This is a genomic window from Desulfovibrio sp. (assembly GCF_019422935.1).
Taxonomy (GTDB): domain Bacteria; phylum Desulfobacterota; class Desulfovibrionia; order Desulfovibrionales; family Desulfovibrionaceae; genus Desulfovibrio.
This window is the reverse complement of sequence record NZ_JAHZCJ010000001.1, coordinates 475,998-497,233: the sequence shown is the minus strand read 5'-3', so window position 1 is coordinate 497,233 and position 21,236 is coordinate 475,998. Positions and strand designations below refer to the sequence as shown.

Annotated in this window: 12 protein-coding genes; 7 read left to right on the top strand and 5 right to left on the bottom strand. The window is 48.5% G+C overall.

Annotation, left to right across the window (positions count from 1 at the left end; translation table 11 throughout):
• Nucleotides 1-448: 448 nt before the first annotated feature.
• Both QZ383_RS02150 and QZ383_RS02145 read right to left on the bottom strand, forming a co-directional pair.
• Nucleotides 449-793, bottom strand: a complete 345-nt coding sequence (locus QZ383_RS02150; protein ID WP_291442617.1) for a hypothetical protein — start codon at nucleotides 791-793, stop codon at nucleotides 449-451.
• Between the two features lie 362 nt (nucleotides 794-1,155).
• Complete coding sequence (locus QZ383_RS02145) at nucleotides 1,156-2,235, bottom strand: ATP-binding protein (RefSeq protein WP_291442616.1); 1,080 nt, start codon at nucleotides 2,233-2,235, stop codon at nucleotides 1,156-1,158.
• A 998-nt stretch (nucleotides 2,236-3,233) separates the two neighbouring features.
• Here QZ383_RS02145 and QZ383_RS02140 point away from each other — a divergent pair.
• The 3 genes from QZ383_RS02140 (at nucleotide 3,234) to QZ383_RS02130 (ending at nucleotide 15,026) form a co-directional block, all read left to right on the top strand.
• Nucleotides 3,234-11,987 carry a glucoamylase family protein gene (locus QZ383_RS02140; protein WP_291442614.1) on the top strand — a complete coding sequence of 2,918 codons (8,754 nt, stop codon included), beginning with the start codon at nucleotides 3,234-3,236 and terminating at the stop codon, nucleotides 11,985-11,987.
• A 176-nt stretch (nucleotides 11,988-12,163) separates the two neighbouring features.
• On the top strand, nucleotides 12,164-13,306 hold the full coding sequence (locus tag QZ383_RS02135; protein WP_291442612.1) for a DUF6051 family protein: 1,143 nt from the start codon (nucleotides 12,164-12,166) through the stop codon (nucleotides 13,304-13,306).
• 604 nt (nucleotides 13,307-13,910) lie between these two features.
• Entirely contained in the window at nucleotides 13,911-15,026 is a 1,116-nt protein-coding gene (locus QZ383_RS02130; RefSeq protein WP_291442610.1) for a Fic family protein, read from the top strand.
• A 123-nt stretch (nucleotides 15,027-15,149) separates the two neighbouring features.
• Here QZ383_RS02130 and QZ383_RS14460 read toward each other — a convergent pair whose 3' ends face one another.
• Nucleotides 15,150-15,389, bottom strand: a complete 240-nt coding sequence (locus tag QZ383_RS14460) for a helix-turn-helix transcriptional regulator (protein ID WP_365860778.1) — start codon at nucleotides 15,387-15,389, stop codon at nucleotides 15,150-15,152.
• Nucleotides 15,390-15,578: 189 nt separating this feature from the next.
• On the opposite strand from QZ383_RS14460, the gene QZ383_RS02125 reads away from it, so the two are divergent.
• From QZ383_RS02125 to QZ383_RS02110, 4 genes are all read left to right on the top strand, one after another.
• Nucleotides 15,579-16,202, top strand: coding sequence for a hypothetical protein (locus QZ383_RS02125; RefSeq protein ID WP_291442608.1), 624 nt, complete (start codon nucleotides 15,579-15,581; stop codon nucleotides 16,200-16,202).
• A gap of 33 nt (nucleotides 16,203-16,235) precedes the next feature.
• Entirely contained in the window at nucleotides 16,236-16,628 is a 393-nt protein-coding gene (locus QZ383_RS02120; RefSeq protein WP_291442606.1) for a hypothetical protein, read from the top strand.
• Between the two features lie 11 nt (nucleotides 16,629-16,639).
• The gene (locus tag QZ383_RS02115) at nucleotides 16,640-17,374 is read left to right on the top strand and encodes a hypothetical protein (protein ID WP_291442604.1); all 735 of its coding nucleotides are present in this window, start codon (nucleotides 16,640-16,642) and stop codon (nucleotides 17,372-17,374) included.
• Between the two features lie 77 nt (nucleotides 17,375-17,451).
• Complete coding sequence (locus QZ383_RS02110) at nucleotides 17,452-19,053, top strand: hypothetical protein (RefSeq protein ID WP_291442602.1); 1,602 nt, start codon at nucleotides 17,452-17,454, stop codon at nucleotides 19,051-19,053.
• Nucleotides 19,054-19,059: 6 nt separating this feature from the next.
• Here QZ383_RS02110 and QZ383_RS02105 read toward each other — a convergent pair whose 3' ends face one another.
• Both QZ383_RS02105 and QZ383_RS02100 read right to left on the bottom strand, forming a co-directional pair.
• Complete coding sequence (locus QZ383_RS02105) at nucleotides 19,060-19,416, bottom strand: hypothetical protein (protein WP_291442601.1); 357 nt, start codon at nucleotides 19,414-19,416, stop codon at nucleotides 19,060-19,062.
• A gap of 32 nt (nucleotides 19,417-19,448) precedes the next feature.
• Entirely contained in the window at nucleotides 19,449-21,230 is a 1,782-nt protein-coding gene (locus tag QZ383_RS02100; protein ID WP_291442599.1) for a MobA/MobL family protein, read from the bottom strand.
• Nucleotides 21,231-21,236: the final 6 nt, after the last annotated feature.

Here is a 21,236-nt window from a genome sequence, read left to right as displayed (position 1 = left end):
CAATCTGATTGCTACCCTTCCATCCCTTGGAGTGGTAGAAGAAAGGAAAAGGTATGGTTCCCCCGACCATATACCATTACCGATGCTTATTGTGGCAACGCATCAAGGCGCGCCCTCATGTCATAAACAAAAGACCTCAATACCCTGTTAAAATGATCTTTTTTTACGATAGCTGTGTTCATTCCAAGCCATTTGTGCAACTTCAAATCATCCGACGCTGGTGGAATACTCTCTAGGTACTTTTTCCAATTAGATAAAAGACGTTCCATCTCGACACGTTGTTTTAAGCTTATATTCATGGATAATTCTCCATTCCTCTTTCTAGCCTGGGATGCCCCGTGAAGAAGGAGGGAGTTTTTGACCCGCTTAACCCAAGTAAAAGATAATAATGAAATAGACTAAATTGTGAAGTTGTGAATTTTTTTCAAGTATGGACGAGTACATTTCATTAGTGGGAGCTAATCGAACTTTTGTTGGCGGGCATATTCTGGAGATCTTCCTGAGGAACATCTTCAAATTGTTCATACATTGAAAGAACGTTGTAAACATTGTCTTGTCCCTCTTTCGTTTCATCCCACCATGCAACACCTCTATTTTTTAAAATCTTTTCTATCTGCGAAACAAAGCTGTTACTTCCCCTAGTTTTGTACGATTCCCCGTCGTCAATATCAATTTTCATGGTTTTTCCATCACCTGATGGAAAAATTGTCATACTGTGCCCATCTTCAAGGGTGAATGTCTTTTTGCCAACACTCTTGAGTGCTACGTCGGCCAACTTGAATAGATAATTCATAAATTCTCCTATCTGCATTTAGACTGTATATACATTACCATGGAAAACAATTTCTGTATTTATTTTTTATGATAATTATAATTCTTATGTGTAATTAATGTCGCCTGACAGTCATATTAAAGTAATTTATACTATTTATTATAACAATATATATGCAAACCAGAACATATTGATCAAATCTCTTGCTTTTGATCTTGCACTTCCTTGGCGCTAAGCAGCAAAAGCCCCGGCCTTTGGAGTGGCCGGGGCTTTTTGGGGGTGCGTCAGGAGTGTGCCTATTTCTGCGGGTGGGGCAGACAGGCACGCTGGTCAGCTTCAACATGTAAAATTCATAAAAAGCCTTCCGTAATGACTCACATAAATTAAACCCTCGAATAAATAGCTACATCTTCTCTAAACTCCGCAATCATCGATTCCGTCAAGGACGGCCTGAAAGAAGCAATTTTCTCAGCAATCATCCCTGTGGTCACAGGCGTGTTTGCCCCTCTTTCACATTCTTCTTCAAAAGCATACTGGGCAACAATTTGGAAAAGGTACTCAATATCTGCAGGGGTAAATTTAGGTGTCAAGCTTACAATATGATCGACATCAACTACGCCGCAGTTCATCTTCGACAAATAGTATTCCAGAATTGTTTTTCTTCCATCGTCATCCAGAGTTCCTACCGGGATGATGCAATCAAAGCGCCCCGGCCGTAGCAGTGCAGAATCCAGTTGGCGGATGTAGTTTGTAGCGCATACGAGCAGAACCTTGTTTGGCTGGCTTTTTATAAGCGGTACCTGTTTGAGAAACTCGTTGGTAATTGACCGATCGATTCTATTTGCGCTATCCCGGCTGCCTGCAAATTCCTCAAATTCATCAATGAAAAGGATAACTTCATCCAAGCACCGGGCTTTTTCCATTATTGCCCGCAGATGTGCCCCAATTTTGTCTACACCGTCGACCATAAGCATACTTGGCGCGATTTCTATGAACCACCACGCCAGCCTTCCGGCCATTGCCTTGACAAAATGGGTCTTGCCCGTACCGGGAGGGCCAAAAAAAATGATAGTTTTAGGCGGAATGACGCCATATTTTTGTGAAAGTGCTCCCTCAACCAGGGGGAGTACAATCCTCTTGTGAATCAGTTGTTTGGGGGGTTGTGTATCGGAGATAGTATCCCAAATATCTCTGCTGATGGTGCGCGCGCCCATCTGTACCAAAAGCTTTTCCTGATTGTGAGTAGAGAGCTCTTCATCCGTTCCTATGTTCTCAAGAAAGTCGGTGCAGGCAATCTTGAATCCGACATCCCGATTCAGCCTTTCAGACAGAACCCACTTATGTTGCATGATTTTCTGCCAAAGATCCGTCGCTACATCCGCATCGAATTTTGCACCGCTAGCTTCAAAAATTTTGCTGGCACAAATTTCTGGAGAGGGAGTGTCTAATATTATTTTATCCAAAATGAACCCCTGGTTGAATATTGTGTGGGGCAATTATTTTCGGAATTTGTGAGCAAATTTACATTTAAAAACGAAAATATTGCCATATAAACATTTTTACATGTTTATATTTTATTTATATTTTAATCTCATAATTACTATTGTCACTATTTATTTCATAAATTATAATTTTACATCTAAAATGCTAATGTATTTTATTGGAGATATAAAAATTATCATAGAGCATATAGCTGTTAAGTGTATCAAACATTTTTTAAATACATGATAAATACCAGTCAATGGAACAAAAAAGCTCGCCACAAACCTACATCTGCCATTCTGTAGCGACCACTTGCCGGTAGGATTTTAAGGCTGGTATTGCAGGTCACCCAAGTTTTGTACTCCCATCTACACCTCGGATAGCCCTAGCATGAGGCTCTCCCGTCTCTAAACTAGTCAGCACGGTTAACCATTATCCTTAATAGCAGAAATTGCGTAACACACGCCTGCCCGCTCATCTGAGAGAGCCTTGCCAGCCGCCGCTGCTGATCGTCACCCCTCAAGCCTCCACAATATGCTTTTTGGCGTTGATCCTTTGCGCCTCTTTTTTTTCATTTTTTAAGGGATATATTCTAATAGTATCATGACTTATCGGCAATATTAGATTGTAAAAAAAGCAGCACAAGTTAAAATATTCTACAATATTCGCATTTTCTGTGTAAATTTTAGATAAAAAAAATATAAATTTATTTGTGTACTGTATTATATAAATTGTTTATAAAAGATAAAAATAGTCAGCAAAATTTATTTTCACAATGAAATAATATGCATTTTTATTGAATATTTATCCCTCATGTCTTCCCACCTGTACGCCTTTATCTTCAAATCGGACACATAGGAGGGCTTAGGCGATGAGTCGCCTACGGCATACAGGCGGCAAGTGATCAACGGGGCAATATTGCCCGCAATAACTCAGCACATCTCACGTTAATCTGTATCATATATTGGGATTAGTCGTAATGAATCTATTCAGTAAGACAGCTTCCGCCATGTTTTCCGCTTTGCGGGCGTTCTTTCAGGTAAAACAGATACCATGGAAGTACGTAGGTGAGGTCGGGCCATATCAACTTGAGCTATTCAGCACTGAGCATCTTGGAGAGCACGGCAGACTGCTGGCAGAAAGACACCGTGTTGCAACAGAAAAGCACCCGGAAGTATTGCTTCCACGGCTTGTGGACAACGAAAAAATGTTTTTGTCCGTGCACAGCCTGCTGAATGAAGATGTGCGGTGCGGCGTGCAGATAGCGCCCGCAGGAGAATGCCTTCTTGATAATTTTTATATCCTTGAAGAGCAGATTCGAGCAGTAAGGCGGCACTTGCCCAAAGGCTACAGCCGGGAACTGCCCCACCTGACTACGGGATTTGCTGCGGGGCTGCCCCGTGCCTACGACATTGCCCAGGAAGTCATATGGCATAGTGACGGGCGGGTGAATGCTGAAACGGTGGCGGCGGTTCTGTCCTCCTATCAAACCGTTTCTGTACTCACTATGGGTGAATTATGGGCTGTTCCCATCATGTTTCGCTTTGCTCTCATAGAAAACATCAGACATATCACCGCTCTCATCGCTGCATACAGAACTGACCGTGCGCTTGCGGTGCATTGGGCCAGCAAGCTGACGCGCACAGCTGTGGCCTCTCCCAAAGACCTAATCATGGTAATTGCGAACATGGCACGGTCAAATCCATCACTTTCGGGCTCGTTTGTCGCTGAATTCAGCCGCCAACTCAAAGGCATGGGCCCCTCCTTGGCGCTACCGCTCACATGGGTTGAGCAGCAACTTGCTGACTCTGGTCAAACGATCGACCAGCTTGTGCATGTGGAAAACCAGATGCAGGCTGCCAGCCAGCTTTCCATGAGCAATTGTTTCAACAGCCTGCGAGCCATTGAATCTGTAGATTGGAAAAGCTTTGTCGATTCTGTAAGTGTTGTAGAAGGTACTTTGCGTAAGGATCCGGCAGAAGTTTATGCCGCCATGGACTTCAATTCGCGCAACTATTGCCGCACTATTATAGAAAAAATGGCGAGGTGCAGCCACCTGACAGAGAACGAGATTGCTCTGAAAGCCATTGATCTTGCCCATGAAGGCATGAGCCTGCATGGCAAAAATGCTCGTTCTGCGCATGTTGGCTGCTATTTGACTGCTGAAGGCAAGCCTAGGCTTGAAACTGCCATATCTGCCCATTTCGGCCCGGTGCAGACCCTTGCCCGCGCGGCTGAACGTTTACGCGTTCCCCTGTATATCTCTACAATCATTTTATTAACGCTGTTTTTTACAGTGTTTTTCGCCTTTGTTGCCATGGCACAGGGTGTACAGAATTTATGGGCATCTCTATTCCTTTTACCCATTATCATTGTAGCCTGCCACCTGGCCCTAGCTGTTGCCAATAAAATTGCTTCCATTGCCATCAATCCCAAGCCTCTTCTTAAAATGGATTTTTCCACCGGCTTGCCAGAGCGTTTGCTGACTCTGGTTATTGTGCCAGCAATGCTCACCAGCAAAGATTCCATAAAGTGTTTGTTCGATGACCTTGAGGTGCGTTTTCTGGCCAATCAAGACACATCATTATATTTTGGATTGCTCACTGATTATTCTGATTCTGCATCGGAAACCGCCCCCAATGACAAACTGCTTGTCCGTGTGGCCCGGCAAATGGCAGCAGAACTTAATGCCAAATATGCAGCAGAAAAATACACTCCGTTTTTTCTTTTTCACCGTCCCCGCTTATGGAACGCTCAGGAAGGAATATGGATGGGGCATGAGCGCAAACGCGGCAAGATAGAGGAACTTAACAATTTTTTATGCGGCAGAACCCCGGATGTCTTTTCGGTTGTTGAAGGTGACAGGGCAGTTTTTTCGCGTGTGCGCTACATTATAACGCTTGATGCAGATACACAGTTGCCCCGAGATTCTGCCCGCCAGCTTGTGGGGGCCATGGCTCACCCCCTGAACCGCGCGCGATTTGATGAGGGTAAGAAGCGTGTAATCAATGGATATGGCATCTTACAGCCGCGCGTCGAGCCAAGCCTGGCCGGGGCAAATCGTTCGCGTTATGCCCGTCTCAACTGCAAAAAGAGCGGCATTGATCCATACACGCGCACAGTTTCTGACAGTTATCAGGATATATTTGACGAAGGCTCATACATCGGAAAGGGCATTTACGACTTGAATACATTTGATTCCATGCTGTCTGGGCGCTTTCCTGACAACAAGGTGCTCAGTCACGACCTTCTCGAGGGCTGCTTTGCCCGCTCTGGTTTGCTGAGTGATGTTTCTTTTTATGAAGATTACCCCATGGCATATCTTACCGATGCCGCAAGGCGTCATCGCTGGATTCGTGGAGACTGGCAGATCATAAACTGGCTGTTGCCCCGCGTCCCAGGAGGCGATGGGCAGATGCACAAGAACCCTCTTTCGTTGCTCTCTCGCTGGAAAATTTTGGATAATCTGCGCCGCAGCTTGACCCCTGCCGCAATGATACTGCTTTTGATCTCTGGGTGGGGCATGCTGCCATTATCGTGGCAATGGACCTCACTGGTGGTTGGCTTTTTGTTTCTGCCAGCCTTGCTTGAAGCTGTTGTTACCATGCTCCACAAGCCAGAGGACACGTCTTTCAGGCGCCACATCACGCTTCAGCTTTCAGAAATTCCAGGGCATTTTTCTCAAACTGCAGAGGCTTTGCTCTACCTGCCTGTTGAAGCAGCCTCAAATCTGGATGCCATTTTTCGCAGTTTCTGGCGAATGCTGGCCTCAAAAAAACGCCTTCTTCAGTGGAATGTGTCGGTCTATTCTGGCAACGCAGCTCCCGATCACCTCGGAGAAACCGTGGCTGCCATGGGGGCCGGGCCCGTAATCGCCTTGCTGGGTATGATTGCCTGTGTTGCTTTGGGCAACGGTATGGCAGCAAGCACTGTTCTGGCTGGCGTTGTTTGCTTGCTGTGGTTTTTTTCTCCGGTTATTGCATGGTGGTCGAGTCTTCCTCTTAAGCGGCATCAGGAAAAGCTCACCCCAGAGCAAACTGTTTTTCTGTTCAGAATTGCGCGTAAGACCTGGAAGTTTTTTGCAACCTTTGCCGGGGCTGAAAGCAACTGGCTTCCGCCAGACAACTATCAGGAAGTCCCCACTGGCAGAATAGCCCACCGTTCTTCACCTACTAATATGGGCATTGCGCTGTTGGCAAATCTTTCGGCCTATGACTTCGGTTTTATAACCGCCGGGGCATTTCTGGAGCGCACATCAAAGTCCCTATCGGTGATAGAAAAGCTTGAAAGATACAAAGGCCATTTTTTCAACTGGTACGACACCCAGTCTCTGACCCCTCTGTTACCGCGCTATGTGTCGTCTGTGGACAGTGGCAACATGGTTGGGCACCTCTTGGTCTTGCGCGCAGGGTTGCAGGATTTTGTAGAAAAAAGGGTAAGCCACCCGCTGCTTTTTAAGGACCTGTTAAAAACGCTTGCCATCCTGGTTGAAACAGCCCCCAAACCTTCCGGTGAGGCTGCAAATTCGCCGCTGGGCATTCTCAGCCTTGAGCTGGCAGTGGCCCTGCAGTCGCTTTCACCCTCTGCAAGTCAAGTCAGAAAAGATCTTGAACATCTGCAAACAACTGCGACAGCAGCCATGACCCAGCTGGATCAGGCTTCAGACATGGTGGAAGAGGGTTACGACGGCAGCGTGCAGGAAACATTTTGTCTCAAGTTGCAGGATTCACTGGACGAGCTTGCGCTTTTTATGCCCTGGACATCGCTTCAGAATATGTCCTCTGCTGAGCTGCAAGATTTTCATATGCTTGACTCTCATCTCTCACTGTTTGAAATCGCGGCGCTTGAAGAAACCGTTTTGCCGCGCCTGGCCTTGTGCGCCGCAGAAGAAAAAGACCCATCAAGGCAGCATGTTTTTGCAGAGCTTGCGGTGCTTGTTGGGGCAGGCAGCCGCCAGGCCAGCGCACACCTTGAACAGATAACTGAAATGATGGAGCAGTGCGCGGGGCTGGCGTGCATTGAGTACGATTTTCTATATGATTCCACGCGAAAGTTGCTGTCTATCGGCTACAATGTGGACGAAAACAGAAGAGATGCAAGCTATTATGACCTGCTGGCCTCAGAGGCCAGGCTGGCAGTATTTGTGGGCATTGCCCAAGGGCATCTACCCCAAGAAAGCTGGTTTTCTCTTGGGCGGCTTTTGGCAACCACCACGTCTCAAAAGCCAGTGCTTCTTTCCTGGAGCGGCTCGATGTTTGAGTATTTGATGCCGCTTCTTGTAATGCCCTTTTATGAAAACAGCCTGCTTGACCAGTCCTGCAAAGCCGCTGTTGCCGCTCAGATCGAGTATGGGAAAAAATGCGGTCTACCGTGGGGGATATCTGAAAGCGGCTACTGCATGACCGATGCGCGCGCTGACTACATGTACAAGGCATTTGGTGTGCCGGGGCTAGGTATCAAGCGCGATCTGACCGCAGATATGGTTGTGGCTCCATACGCTTCGGCCTTGGCCGCCATGATCGCACCACGCGATGCCTGCCTGAACCTTGAACGTCTTTCACAAGGAGGCGTTGAAGGTGAGTACGGCATGTACGAGGCCATAGATTATACAGAATCGCGATTGCCGAGGGGGGAAACATTCGAGATCGTGCGTTCCTACATGGCGCATCATCAGGGAATGAGCCTGCTTGCTCTGGAGGCATTGCTGCTTGATTACCCCATGCAAAAACGGTTTGAAAGCGATCCACAGTTTCAATCCGCCATACTAGTTTTGCAGGAACGGGCTCCGGAAGCAATTCCAAGTTATGTACGCACGGCAACCCGGTCGGGTGTGCCTGCAATCCACAGGTCTGTAAAAGGCACAACGCGCATTATCGGTTCGCCACACACTGCAAGGCCAGAGATTCAGCTGCTTTCAAACGGCAGGTATCATGTCATGGTAACCAATGCCGGTGGCGGGTACAGTAGTTGGAATAACCTTTCTGTAACCAGATGGAAGGAAGATACGACGTGTGACGATTGGGGTACGTTTTGTTACATCCGAGATGTTGCCACTGGAGAATACTGGTCTACTACCTTTCAGCCTACTCAGGTAAAAACTGAGCACTTCAAAGTGATTTTTTCAGAAGGACGGGCAGAATTTCATTGCCGTAAACTTAAGTATGATATGCATACGGATATTGCGGTTTCGCCAGAACACGATGTTGAGCTGAGGCGCACAAAGATCACGAACAACACTCTGGAACAGCGAACAATAGACATAACCAGTTTTGCCGAGGTAGTTCTTGCTTCTTCTGCTGCTGATGCCTTACATCCTGCATTCAGCAACCTTTTTGTCCAGACCGAAATAGTTGAAGATCAGTTTGCAATTCTATGCACCCGCCGTGCCCGCTCTGAAGAAGAAAATATCCCCTGCATGCTGCACATGATGACCGTGCACGGCGTACCTGTTGACGCCATTTCTTACGAAACGAACAGACGGCAATTTATTGGCCGTGAGCGCACCATAAAAAATCCAAGGGCAATGGACAGGGAAGTTGTTGACCTTTCTGACAGTGCAGGGGCAGTGCTTGACCCGGTTGTTGCAGTGCGCACTCGCATCACCCTTGAGGCCGGGCATTCTGCGATAATTGATATTGTTTCTGGCGTCGGGGAATCACGGGCAACGGCCCTGGCCCTCATTGAAAAATACCGGGATAAGGGCATTGCCGACCGTGTTTCCCGCATGGCCTGGGTTCATGGTCAAATTCTGCTGCGCCAAATCCACGCCACCGAGGTGGAGGCTCAACTTTATACCGGCCTGGCAGATTCCATCTTATACGCCAATGCGCAGCTGCGTGCTGAAAGCTCTGTGCTTGTACAAAATAGCAAGGGGCAGTCTGGACTTTGGGGGTACACGCTTTCCGGTGATCTTCCCATTCTGCTGTTGCGGATAGGAAGCACTGATAATATCGAACTTGTTCGCCAGCTTTTGCGGGCCCATACCTACTGGAATCTTAAAGGCTTGTTGGTTGACCTGGTAATCTGGAACGAAGACCAGGCCGGATACAGGCAGCTTTTGCATGACCAGATCATGGGGCTTATTGCAGAGGGAAAGGGCAGTCTTCTTGGGAAACCAGGGGGAATTTTTGTCCTTTCTGCCGATCGCATCGTGGAAGAAGACCGAATCTTGATGCAGGCAATCGCCCGAGTCATTATTAGCGGCGACAAAGACTCTTTGGCGCAACTGGTAAAAGGCCGCATAGCGCCTGTCAATACAATTCCCTATCTTGCTCTGTCGGAAGGGCCAAAAGTATCCCGTACCGAAAGCGTCCAGCCTGCCCCCCGCGCTGACCTTGTTCTCTTTAACGGATTGGGAGGTTTTACTCCCGATGGGCGGGAATATGTTATAATTACGGCTCAGGGCCAGGCAACACCCGCTCCCTGGGCCAATGTGCTCGCAAATCCACAGTTTGGAACCGTTGTTTCGGAAACAGGGCTCGCCTTTACCTGGAGCGAAAATGCTCACGAACACCGCCTTACCCCATGGTCAAACGATCCCGTGAGTGATTCAAGGGGTGAGGCCTTCTATCTTCGCGACAACGACTCCGGCTACTTTTGGTCGCCAGCTCCCCGCCCATGCCGGGGCAAAACGCCTTACACAACACGGCACGGATTTGGCTACAGCGTGTTTGAACATACGGAACGTGGCATAAAATCAGAGCTTCTTGTGCATGTTGATGTGGACGCCCCGGTAAAATGTATGCGGCTGACAGTGAAAAATGAATCGTCAATAACGCGCAGGCTGTCGGCAACGGGCTATGTGGCCTGGGTTTTGGGCGATTTGCCGGAAAAAACACGCATGCACATAGCCACAGAAGTTGACCAGATGAGCGGGACAGTTTTTGCCTGCAATTCCTACAATTCTGAGTTTCCTGGTCGAACCGCATTTTTTGGCACAGACGACATCATCAAATCTGTGAGCTGCGACCGCGCAGAGTTTTTGGGCCGCAATGGCTCGCTGGACAACCCGGCGGCCATGGGCCGCAGCCGCCTTTCTGGCCGAAACGGCGTTGGTCTGGACCCGTGTGCCGTTATTCAGGTTCCGTTCACTCTCGCTGCTGGCGAGGAGCGGGTTATTACATTCAGGCTTGGGGTAGGCAAATCCAAAGATGAATGCAGAGAACTTGCCATGCGGTTCAAAGGATTGGAAGCAACGCAGGAATCCCTGAGCAGGGTCTGGCGGCAATGGGATCACCTGCTTGGCTCTGCCTATGTGGAAACACCTGATACTTCCTTCAACGTAATGGCCAACGGCTGGCTACTGTATCAGGCCATAGTTTGCAGGATGTGGGGACGCGGGGCCATATATCAGTCTGGCGGTGCATTCGGATTCCGCGACCAGTTGCAGGACGCAATGGCTCTTGTGCACACCGCACCCCATTTGTTGCGCGAACAGATACTTTTATGCGCATCGCGGCAGTTTGCAGAGGGTGATGTGATGCACTGGTGGCATCCGCCGACAGGCCGAGGCGTTCGCACACACTGTTCGGACGACTACCTCTGGTTGCCACAGGCCGTTTGCCGCTATGTCAGTTCCACCCAGGATATCGGCATACTGGACGAGCAGGTTGACTTGATCACAGGGCGGCCCGTCAAGGAAGATGAAGATGCTTATTACGACCAGCCTTCCGCTTCTGGCAACACGGCAACAATCTATGAGCATTGTGTGCTGGCAATCCGCTATGGATTAAAATTTGGCGCGCATGGGCTGCCGCTCATGGGTTCTGGCGACTGGAATGATGGGATGGACAAAGTTGGCGCTGGTGGAAAAGGCGAAAGCGTCTGGCTGGCCTTTTTCCTTTATGACGTGCTTGCCAGGTTTGGTCCCCTTGCGGCGGCACGCGGTGATTTGCCCTTTTATCAGGAATGCTCAAGTCACCTTGAGGTGTTGAAAGACAGAATCGAAATCCACGGTTGGGATGGCGGATGGTATCGGCGCGCATATTTTGATGACGGCACCCCCCTAGGCTCGGCGGGAAACAGTGAGTGCCGTATCGACTCAATAGCTCAAAGCTGGTCAGTACTCTCAAAAGCAGGAAGTGCGGAGCATGCCAAGCTGGCTATGCGGGCGCTGGATGACTACCTGGTGCAGCGCGAGGACAAACTGGTAAAACTGTTTACGCCGCCTTTTGATGTGCAGGCCCCCAACCCCGGCTATATCAGAGGATACACTCCTGGTGTGCGCGAAAACGGCGGCCAATACACCCACGCAGCCGTGTGGGCGGCTATGGCCTTTGCCCAGTTGGGTGACTCCAGACGGGCATGGGAAATTTTCAACATTATCAATCCGGTAAATCACTGCAAAACCGCGGTGGATGTGGCACTGTATGAAGTGGAACCCTATGTGGCTGCCGCCGATGTTTATGCTGCTCCCAGCCTCGTTGGGCGGGGTGGCTGGACATGGTATACGGGGTCTGCCGCCTGGATGTATCGCTTGATGCTTGAATCTCTTATGGGAATCAACCTTGAAAATGGTGCGTTGCGAATTGCCCCCTGCCTACCTGAAAGTTGGGGCTGTTGCACCGTTCACTATCGCTATATTAGCGCGGTCTATCACATAAGAATCACTCAGAAATGTGCCGGAGGCAAAAACTTTTCCATCACACTTGATGGAACTGCACTAAATGACTCGCTTGTGCCCTTGATTGATGACCAGCGAGAGCATGAAGTGGCTGTTATTATTCAGCAATAACTAATGCGAAAATATTTTTATTGATTTATGCAACCACTATTAAAGGTATAGATATATGTAATGACATTCTAAAATTATGCAAATATAGTGTATAAATCTAGTTGATAGTAGCCAATCCATGATTATGATAGCATTAAAATTGTATTACTATCATACAACTTGGAGGGATTACATATATGCTCTATTCAAAACTTGTCACACTTTTTTCGGGCGGAGTCAGTTTTTCAGAGGACGAAGTGCCTTTTGGCAATAACTTTGTCGTCAGAAATTTCAGCTTTCATTCACCCGCTCGGCAGAGGGGTGTCTCGGCATATTCTGGGATTGCTGCCAGCGCCACGGGATCAGAAGTTGATGAAGAAATTCAGGAGAATAATAATTTCAGATACCATGTGATGATGCCAGCTGGCATGGGAAAAGCCCGCAATGTTGTCATCATGCTCCATGGCCTGAATGAACGATACTGGACCAAATATCTGCCGTGGGCCGCATCCGTTGTTGAAGCGACTGGCCATGCCGTTGTTCTTTTTCCCCTCGCATTCCATATGAACCGCGCCCCGGCCAAGTGGGCAGATCCGCAACGCATGGCGCAGCTGAGCCGCGAGCGGAAGCGTACCCTGCCAACGCTCACCAGTTCCAGCTTTGTCAATGCGGCCATTAGCGCACGTCTTTGCGAACAGCCTGAGCGCTTTATCCAGTCGGGTCTAGAAAGTTACTATGATCTCATCAATCTTGTTGAAATGATAAAGAATGATCTTCATCCGGCCATCGATAAAGATACCACAATTGATTTTTTTACCTACTCTATCGGGACTCTTCTCGGCGACCTTGTCATGATGGCAAATATGTCGGGATATTTTTCAGCATCACGGCATGTTTCATTTTGTGGCGGGCCTGTCGTCAGCGGCCTGCACCCGGAATCAAAGTTTATCCTCGACAGCGAAGCCGTGGGCAAACTCAGGGAGTGCCTGCTTTCAAAAGAAAGACTTGAAGTTTTGCTCTCAGACAACACCGAGTTTGAAAAAGCCTTTCGCTGTATGCTTGATTATGGGATAGGCAACAGTGAACGTGAGGAACGTCTGCGGAGCATGGGGGCACGACGCTACGTGATCGCCCTGGCCGACGATCGCGTTGTCACAGTCAATGAAATTCGCAATACTTTTAAAAAAAATATAAACAATGGCATTACGGTAGATATAATGCAGTATACTTACAGATATCAACATGAACAACCATTTCCAGTGCTCACAAAAATGTTCAGCAATATTGACAGGCAGTTTCAGCGAACATTTGACAAAATTTGCAACTTTTTGAAAAGATAGAAATTATGTGCGGTTTAATGCTGATAATCGGTCTTTAAAAGTTCTTTAACAGAGAATCCATCTGTAAAAAATCATAAAGAAAAATTCTACCGCCGATTCGGCGTTTCGTCCGGGAGGACAGCGGTATACGCAGCGCTGGAAGCGTCATCCACGCAGACGTGCAGGTATTCCCATCTGGGCCGTCTGCGATGAACTTGCCTCGCTCCCGCCGTTTCCATGCCCAGCACCCCCGAGTTTGTCCGTTCATTGTAAAACCTGGCGTGTCCAGTTAAGCTTTGAGCCTCCACCGTCTGACCTTACCCCACTGCGTAAACCATCGTAAGTTAATGGTTCCAATGGGTTGCAGGTTTATATTCTTTGCGCGAAATTCTTCCGGTGTCAGCCAGCCTAAAGGACTGTGTGGTCGCCGTTGATCGTATCCTGCCGCCATACTTCAACCGTTCTGCGGGCATCGAGCAGGGACAGAAACACGTTTTAATTTTAACTTTCATCCCGAAATTTTCTGTTAAAGCTTTCAATGTGCCCACATTCACCGCATTTTTTACGGTGAATATTGCCTTTGCGGGGAATCCTTGTCACATTCACCGCAAGAGGTGCGGAGATTATGTGCTATATTCACGATAGGCCGAACTGGCCGACATTTCAGTGGGACATTACAAAGCTGGCGGAACCGCTTGCCGCCATACGCCACAAGCAGGGGTTGCTCCTGGGGCGGATGAATGCCCTTGGCTTCTCCATTCGCGCTGAGGCTGGCTTGGAGACTTTGACCTTGGATGTGGTGAAGTCGAGCGCCATTGAAGGGGAATCCCTTGATGTGCCCCAGGTGCGCTCTTCGCTGGCTCGAAGGCTTGGAATTGACATTGGCGGCTTGACGGCCCCGAGCAGAAGCGTGGAAGGCGTTGTGGAAATGATGCTGGACGCAACGCAGCACTATGCTGAACCGCTAACAGCGGAACGTCTGTTTGGCTGGCATGCGGCGCTATTTCCTACCGGATTTGGGGCATCACGGCGTATCACCGTGGGCTCATGGCGCAAGCCCGAAGCTGGTCCCATGCAAGTTGTCTCCGGCTACATCGGCCATGAAAAGGTTCATTTTGAAGCCCCGGCGGCAGAACGCCTTGAGACGGAAATGAAGCACTTTCTGGAGTGGTTCAACGCGCCGTTGCAACTTGATCCTGTACTGAAGGCGGGAATAGCGCACCTCTGGTTTGTGACTATCCACCCTTTTGAGGACGGTAACGGGCGCATAGCCCGTGCCATTGCTGATTGTGCCCTGGCGCGGGCCGATGACTGTCCGCAACGCTTTTACAGCATGTCCGGCCAGATTGAGCGGGAGCGTAAGGAATATTACGATATTTTGGAACGCACCCAAAAGGGCGGCTTGGATATCACGCCTTGGCTGAATTGGTTCTTTGGCTGCCTTGGGCGGGCTATTGATGGAGCCGATGAAACTTTGGCCGTTGTCTTTCGTAAGGCTCATGTGTGGCAATACGCCAATCAGTATCCGCTTAATGAACGCCAGCGGGCTATTATCAATCGCATGTTAACCGGATTCGAGGGGAAACTGACCAGTGGCAAATACGCAAAACTGGCAAAGTGTTCTCCGGATACCGCCTTACGGGATATTCGGGAATTGATGGGATACGGTATTTTGCTGCAAAGCGAGAGCGGCGGGCGCAGCACGAGTTATACCTTGGTGGAAAAAACAGCCAATCAATAGCTCCCTGAATAGCCATTATCGTAAAATATAAGATACTAAATGAATATTTCATGCATCAATGAAGCTAGCTACAGATCTCGATGTTGGCTATTCATGAGTCGTTTTTTATTCTTCTGCATTAATTCATATTTTATTTTGTCTTTCTAATTTAAGAAATATATCAGACATTTTTAAGTTTAGGGCTGAGCATAGTGAAATAAGAATAACCACGGATGGTTTTCTATCACCTCTCAGCACTTCTCTTAAGTATACAGGCGTTATGTCAGTTAATTTAGCTAATTGTCTTTTCGACATTTTCAAATCCACACGTCGCCGCTCCAATACCTCCGAAATTTCTTGATATATCTCAGGTTCGCTTCTCATTTTATCAAGTTAGCATATTTTTTCTTGACTTTATTAGAGTCACAGTTGTAACCCTGATTTCAGTTGTAACCCATATGCGTTTTTAGAAAGATGGGATGCCACTTCTGACTAAGGAATCTCAGCTACCAAGGTTCCTTAGTAACAAAAGCCGCCCTGCCGTTTAGAGCCTAAAAAATAGAAAAGGAGAACATGATGGAAACTACGCGGAAATATACAATCGGGGATGCTGAGCTGGTCGCAGGAATTCTTGAGGGAGAGGTTCTTCAGCTTGATGAAGTGGGCACCACCCATGTTCACGGTCAAGGTGGAGGCGGATCGGTTTCTAATGGCTCAGGCCATATGTCCGACGTACGCATCAGCTCACATACGTCGTGGGAAACAAAGGTTTGGGTAAATCATAATGGCAAGGAGGTTCAATGGGGTTTTCCTGGATCTTTGGCCTTTAGACCGGGACACAAGATTGCCATTTGTGAGGTTTCAGATGGCAAAGAGCGTCTCACCTGCTTTGTCAAAAACACCACAACGGATGCAGAATGGGTGATATCAGGTGTACATGGCAATATATTTAAAACATTTGATATAAACAAAGGATCCCGTGGTTGGGTTTTTTTGATCCTTGCAGTACTGTCATTTTTAGCCTTTCTTCTTAATCTAATTACCGCTTTCCAAGTGCCGGTATTCGTAATTCCATTTATCGGCTTGATTGTATGCACATTGTTTAGCTATCTAAGTCTGTTTGAAAGACGGAGAAAAATTGTTGAAGAGATAACGAACATGATCAATGACATTAAAAAGATTATGCCATCAACATAATACAAAGTAATTTGTTTTTATCTCATCAAAGAAATGAATATAAAAACAGAAATCATCATTTTCATGTTGGTGTTAGCCATGCCGGCGGCTTGCCTGCCTTCTGATGCGTTGCCTTTCTCACAAGGCGACTTTACGCATGTTATGAATCTTGAAGGGATACCGAAGGAAGACCTGAATCAGGCCATCGATATTCTTTCAGGATACATGAAAAACTTCAGCCCATACAGTATGGTTTCACTGGAACAGGCAAATGAAATGATAGGTACAGTGCCGGACAAGGTTAAGCCCGCCTTGCAAGAAGCGCTGGCATCGCTTCTTGGCATGGGGGCAGGAGCCAACACGCTTAATATCCCGAACTTGAAGGCTGCCTGGATTATACCGCTGCGGGCCAAGGTTGGAAAAATGCCCATACCCGAAATCCAGTAAAAGGTTGCTCCATGATGCGCCGTTGTTCTTTGTCTGTACCCAGTTTTCTTGTTTTTTGTCTGTTTTTATCCGCGTGCACAGCGCAGAGAATAGGGCGTGATTTTGATGCGGCTTTTGGCAGTCTTGCCCAAGAACATATGGCAGATCTAAGTGGAGCTGAAAAACGGCGTGCCCTGGTAAGGCTGCGCTTTTCTGGCGAATATGTGGTGGTTTCCGCGTCCAACTGGATATTGCACCTGGGAGAAGAATATACTCATGTACGCGTTGTGGAGCAGTTCACTGATCGTGGCACTGACTATGCCATTCTTGCCTGCATCCGTGCTGACGGCACGGTACAAAATATGCTTCTGATGTTGCCCACCCTGGATTCAGGCATGGCAGGCTACAAGTTACAAGGTGCCCCCGACAAACCTTTTATTATTGATGTTGCCCAAAAACCTGCCCAGGTCATGCAAGCGATGGATTCTCCCAACTCGGTCCGGGTCTGGTGGCTGGATAATGGCTTGCACGGTCCGAAAATCGTCACCATGGCTGAAAGCAAACCAGTTAATCGTAAGCAGCGTCCAACGAATCATGAAAAAGCAACTTCCGTATCAGCAAAAGCACCAGTTGCTTCCACGCCGCAAATCTCGCTGCCGCCACCTCTCGACCCTACTGCCACAGTACGCATGGGAGAGCCTGAGGGCGTAGCCGGGCAGAAAGCACTCTCACCACAGATAAAGCCTGTGCTCATTCTCGATCCCTAGTTGTAATGTTCTCCCGGCTTGGAGCCTGCTCTTAGCAATTCTCCAGCATTCATACTACCATCAAGTGGAAAGCAATTATGACGCAGGAACAGGCTGTTCAGTCACAAGCGGCAAATTCGGAGCGTAAACCTCCCTATCTCATTGCCCTGGTAGGCATCACGCTGGCCTATCTTCTGCTGGAATGCGCTTTCAATGCCCGTCTGCTTGATGTGGCAGGCGGACAGGCGGACAGTCACGCCATCGAAAAAGTGGAGTTTTGGGGGCGGATCATTTCCGGTCTGGCTGTGGCCCTGGCTCTTTGCGGCACATTTGTGCTTCCCTGGCTGCACCACCGCAAGGCCAGTTGGAAAAAATACATTGAAATGAGTACACTTATTGCTCTTCCTGTGATTGCTTGTGTATTTCATGCTGAGAAACTGCTGATCGATACTCTGGTGCAGCATTCCAGCCCCTACGAGCGACGGGTGGCCACGCTGGTTTCCCTAGCCTCGCACCAATTGCGCAGAGGGGAGGTGGAATTGCAGGGGATAGACATCAGCCCCGAAATTCTGGCTTCACCAGCAGGTAAAGCTTTCGTCGCGCTTTTCAGTCCATTTGTGGCTCATCTGCCCAATGGTGATGCCATTATTCTGCGCAACCTGGATAGCCTTGTGCGACAAAGTGTAACGCAGCTCATGGGGGCACCTGACCAGCTATTTTCAGGCGCGTTTGGAAGTTCCCTGAAGTCTTGGGGAGAAGTATATAAGAAATATGTCCATGAGGTGATAATTCCCTATCGCGCTATCCCGGACGAAGCTGAAAAAGCCTGGCAGGACTTCGTCGATGAACTCAATCAGCGCAAAACGACGCCTGCCAAAATACCACAGTGGAAGCATCACGATGTCGGCTACTCTATACGGGAAAAAGGCATCCCCGTTCCTTACGACTGGAATCCCTCAGATAAAGCAACCTTTATACAAGCTTTTCAAAAGGAAGCGAAAAAGCAACTAACAGCGGCCGTAAACAAGGCTAACCCGCGCATGGCTCAGCTTCCTTTGGAAGGCTTTAACGATTTCGAGACATTTCTTCAGCACCCCGTTGTGCAGCGACAGTGGAGAGAAGCCTTACAAGCGCCTGAAAGCGCCGTCTTAAAAAACGGGATGAGCGCAAGAGATTTTGAGCGACAAACATATATCCCCTGGTATGAGCATTTGGTTACAGAACAAAAGAAGGCTCTTCTTGCTGCCAGTGCTGAATTTGACAGTGGCGGCAAGCACGAGGCATTGGGCAAAGAAGCCATGCGGGGGCTTATTGTGCCGCCATTGGCTCTATTGCTCTCTTTACTCGGCATCATTGTGCATGTCTGCAAAACAGGCCTTTATTCCTTACGGCTCCTGATTCCCTGGCTGTCATTGGCTATATTCATTAATGTTGCTTTGTTGGGTGCACTGATGGCGGCTCCCCTGTTTTTGTCCAATCCCATAAGCCGAACTCCAGTATTTTGCCGCGTTGAAAGCAGGATAGGTACTGGTCATCCCTACACGGCAAAAATGCTGCGATGGATTATTGAGGGGCAGACGTACATCTACCCGGTAAATAACTGGATCAGAATACATATGCTGCGCGGGGCAACGTTTGGAACAAATGAGAATTTGAATACTGCACAAATCGTTGCTGTGCCATTTGTAAATAAATCCTGACTGTAGTTATTTGTCAGTATTATCATTTTGATAATTTTTTTCCATAGTTGCCATTTCATCATCCAGTCGGCCAAAGCCTGCAAGAGCGCGGCTCAGGTTCCTGTCCTTAAGAAATTCTCGAGCGGCAGAGATAAGGCGTTCTCTGTGTTCAGGGACGGCGTTTCGGTACCTACTTTCAACCATAATGCCCCAGGCAATAAGTTGCCCGGTACGCTCCTTGCGGGCCTCTTTGTTCAGTGCGGCTGCCTTTTGAGCCAGCTTCTGCTTTTGGTGTTGCAGGCTGAGCATTTTTTCCGCAAGAGTTTTACGAAGCGCTCCGGAGGGCGCAGGACTGTTGGGAGCTGTCTGATTGTCTTTATCCATAGGTATCTCCTGTGTATTTGTTGGTTGCGTCGCTACGTCGGCTCAAAATCGGTTGCAGCGCTGTCAGGGGTGCTTGATGCATCCTCCGGGTAATCCGGCCCAGAGGGTTCCAGCGCATCAAAATTTATCCGAATCACACCATTGTGCTCTGCCCGTTGGGACGGTTCAGGATTCTCCAGGCTCATCCTAAGTATGCCGGGGCTGTGTAAGGGCAGAATCCGGTGCGCACCTTGCTCATCCGTAGTTTTTGTTGCGCTGTGCCGGGCAAGCCATTGTTCCAAGAACAGGGCATCCAGCCTGTCAGTAGCCTCAAAAATTTCACGGACTACGAAGCCGCATTCAACACAGACATTTAGACAGGACGCCTTGAGTTGTTTGAGGCGTGTTTTCTCCAGGTAGTCCTGAATATACTGAATGTCGCTGCGATCAACAGCCGACAGAATTTCCTGTTGAATATTATGGCTGACCGAAATGATGCTCGCGGTTTTTTCAGCAAGGGCACTTAAGCGCGATGAAGGATGGGGTGTGGAGATCAAGTGCGCCTGATGGATTGCCTGCGCGTTGACCCTATCCACAGCATGAAGAATTTCCCTGATAACAGATCCACATTCCACCAAGACCTCAGTGCTGCGCTTCTTAAGAAGTTGCACTTGGTGCTGGCGAATGCCGTTTTCAAGACAGCGCAAGTTTGCTGCCTCAACCAGAGCATGAATATCCGCTTGAATTTTTCTGGAGGCCCTGACACAACTTTGTGTCAGGGCCTCCAGGGCCGCTAGCCGTTCTGTTTTGGTTGTAAGGGCTGCAGAAGCCGGACATCCGTCTTCAATTGCGCATGGTCTTGCTCCAGTGCTTCCAGACGTGCCACCAGATTCTGCACCGAATGAGATGGCGGAACTGCTCCCTTGCCCATATTTTGTAGTTGAGCTTCTACCTCCAATAATTCCTTGTGAACCATATCCACCAGTGCCAAGGCCTGCCCCCAATCGTTGTTTGCTTCCTCCTTCACCAGTTTTTTCAAATAAGCTGCTATACGTGGGTGCATATTCGTCAATTCTCGTTGAACGTTCTCTGCTACTTTCGCTTCCCAAATATCTGACATTTTCAATCTCCTTTTGTAGTTGTATGATGCTAGAATTATTGCCCTGAATAGCCCGGTTGAGTATGCCTCGCTCTGTTTTCAAACCACGTCGTGTCATTGTTGTTGCCGCAGACCCCATATGTATCTGCGGCAACAAATCAATTCCTTGGTCTTTGAAGGAGCGGTGATCGATTGTTTCTCCATAAAATTGAAGATACTCGTTGCAGAAATCTGCCCATTTTTCACGAAGGCGCAGAAGATGAGTCGTCCGCGTTTTCAGGTCGTCGAGCTCTCGGGTTTTTGCGCCCAGCGTCCCGTCCTGCGAATAGCAGCGAGTCGTGAACATGACGTGCAGGTGAGGATTTTCTTGCGGGTCATTTTTGTCCTTTCTGTGCATGCAGCAATCCACTGCCACCTGATATTCCTGAGCAAGCCAGCGGCAAAATTTGACCGTAAGCTTGAACCGCTCCTCCTTGTTCAACTCCACAGGAATGGCCATATCCATTTCGCGAGCCAGGGTGGAGTTTTTGCGTTTTTCAGTGTTCTCCGCCAACAGCCACAAGTCTTGTCTGCTGATGGAGGGGCAACCTTCAGGCACAAAAACCTGTCGCGCCACCACCCCTTGCTTGCGCCGAAAATCGAACACACGACCATCGGCAGCCGTCAGACGAGAAGCAGCCCTGTAAGCAGCGGCAGCTACCGCGCTTCTGCCGTCTGCGCGGCTGATGGTCTGCATGTGAAG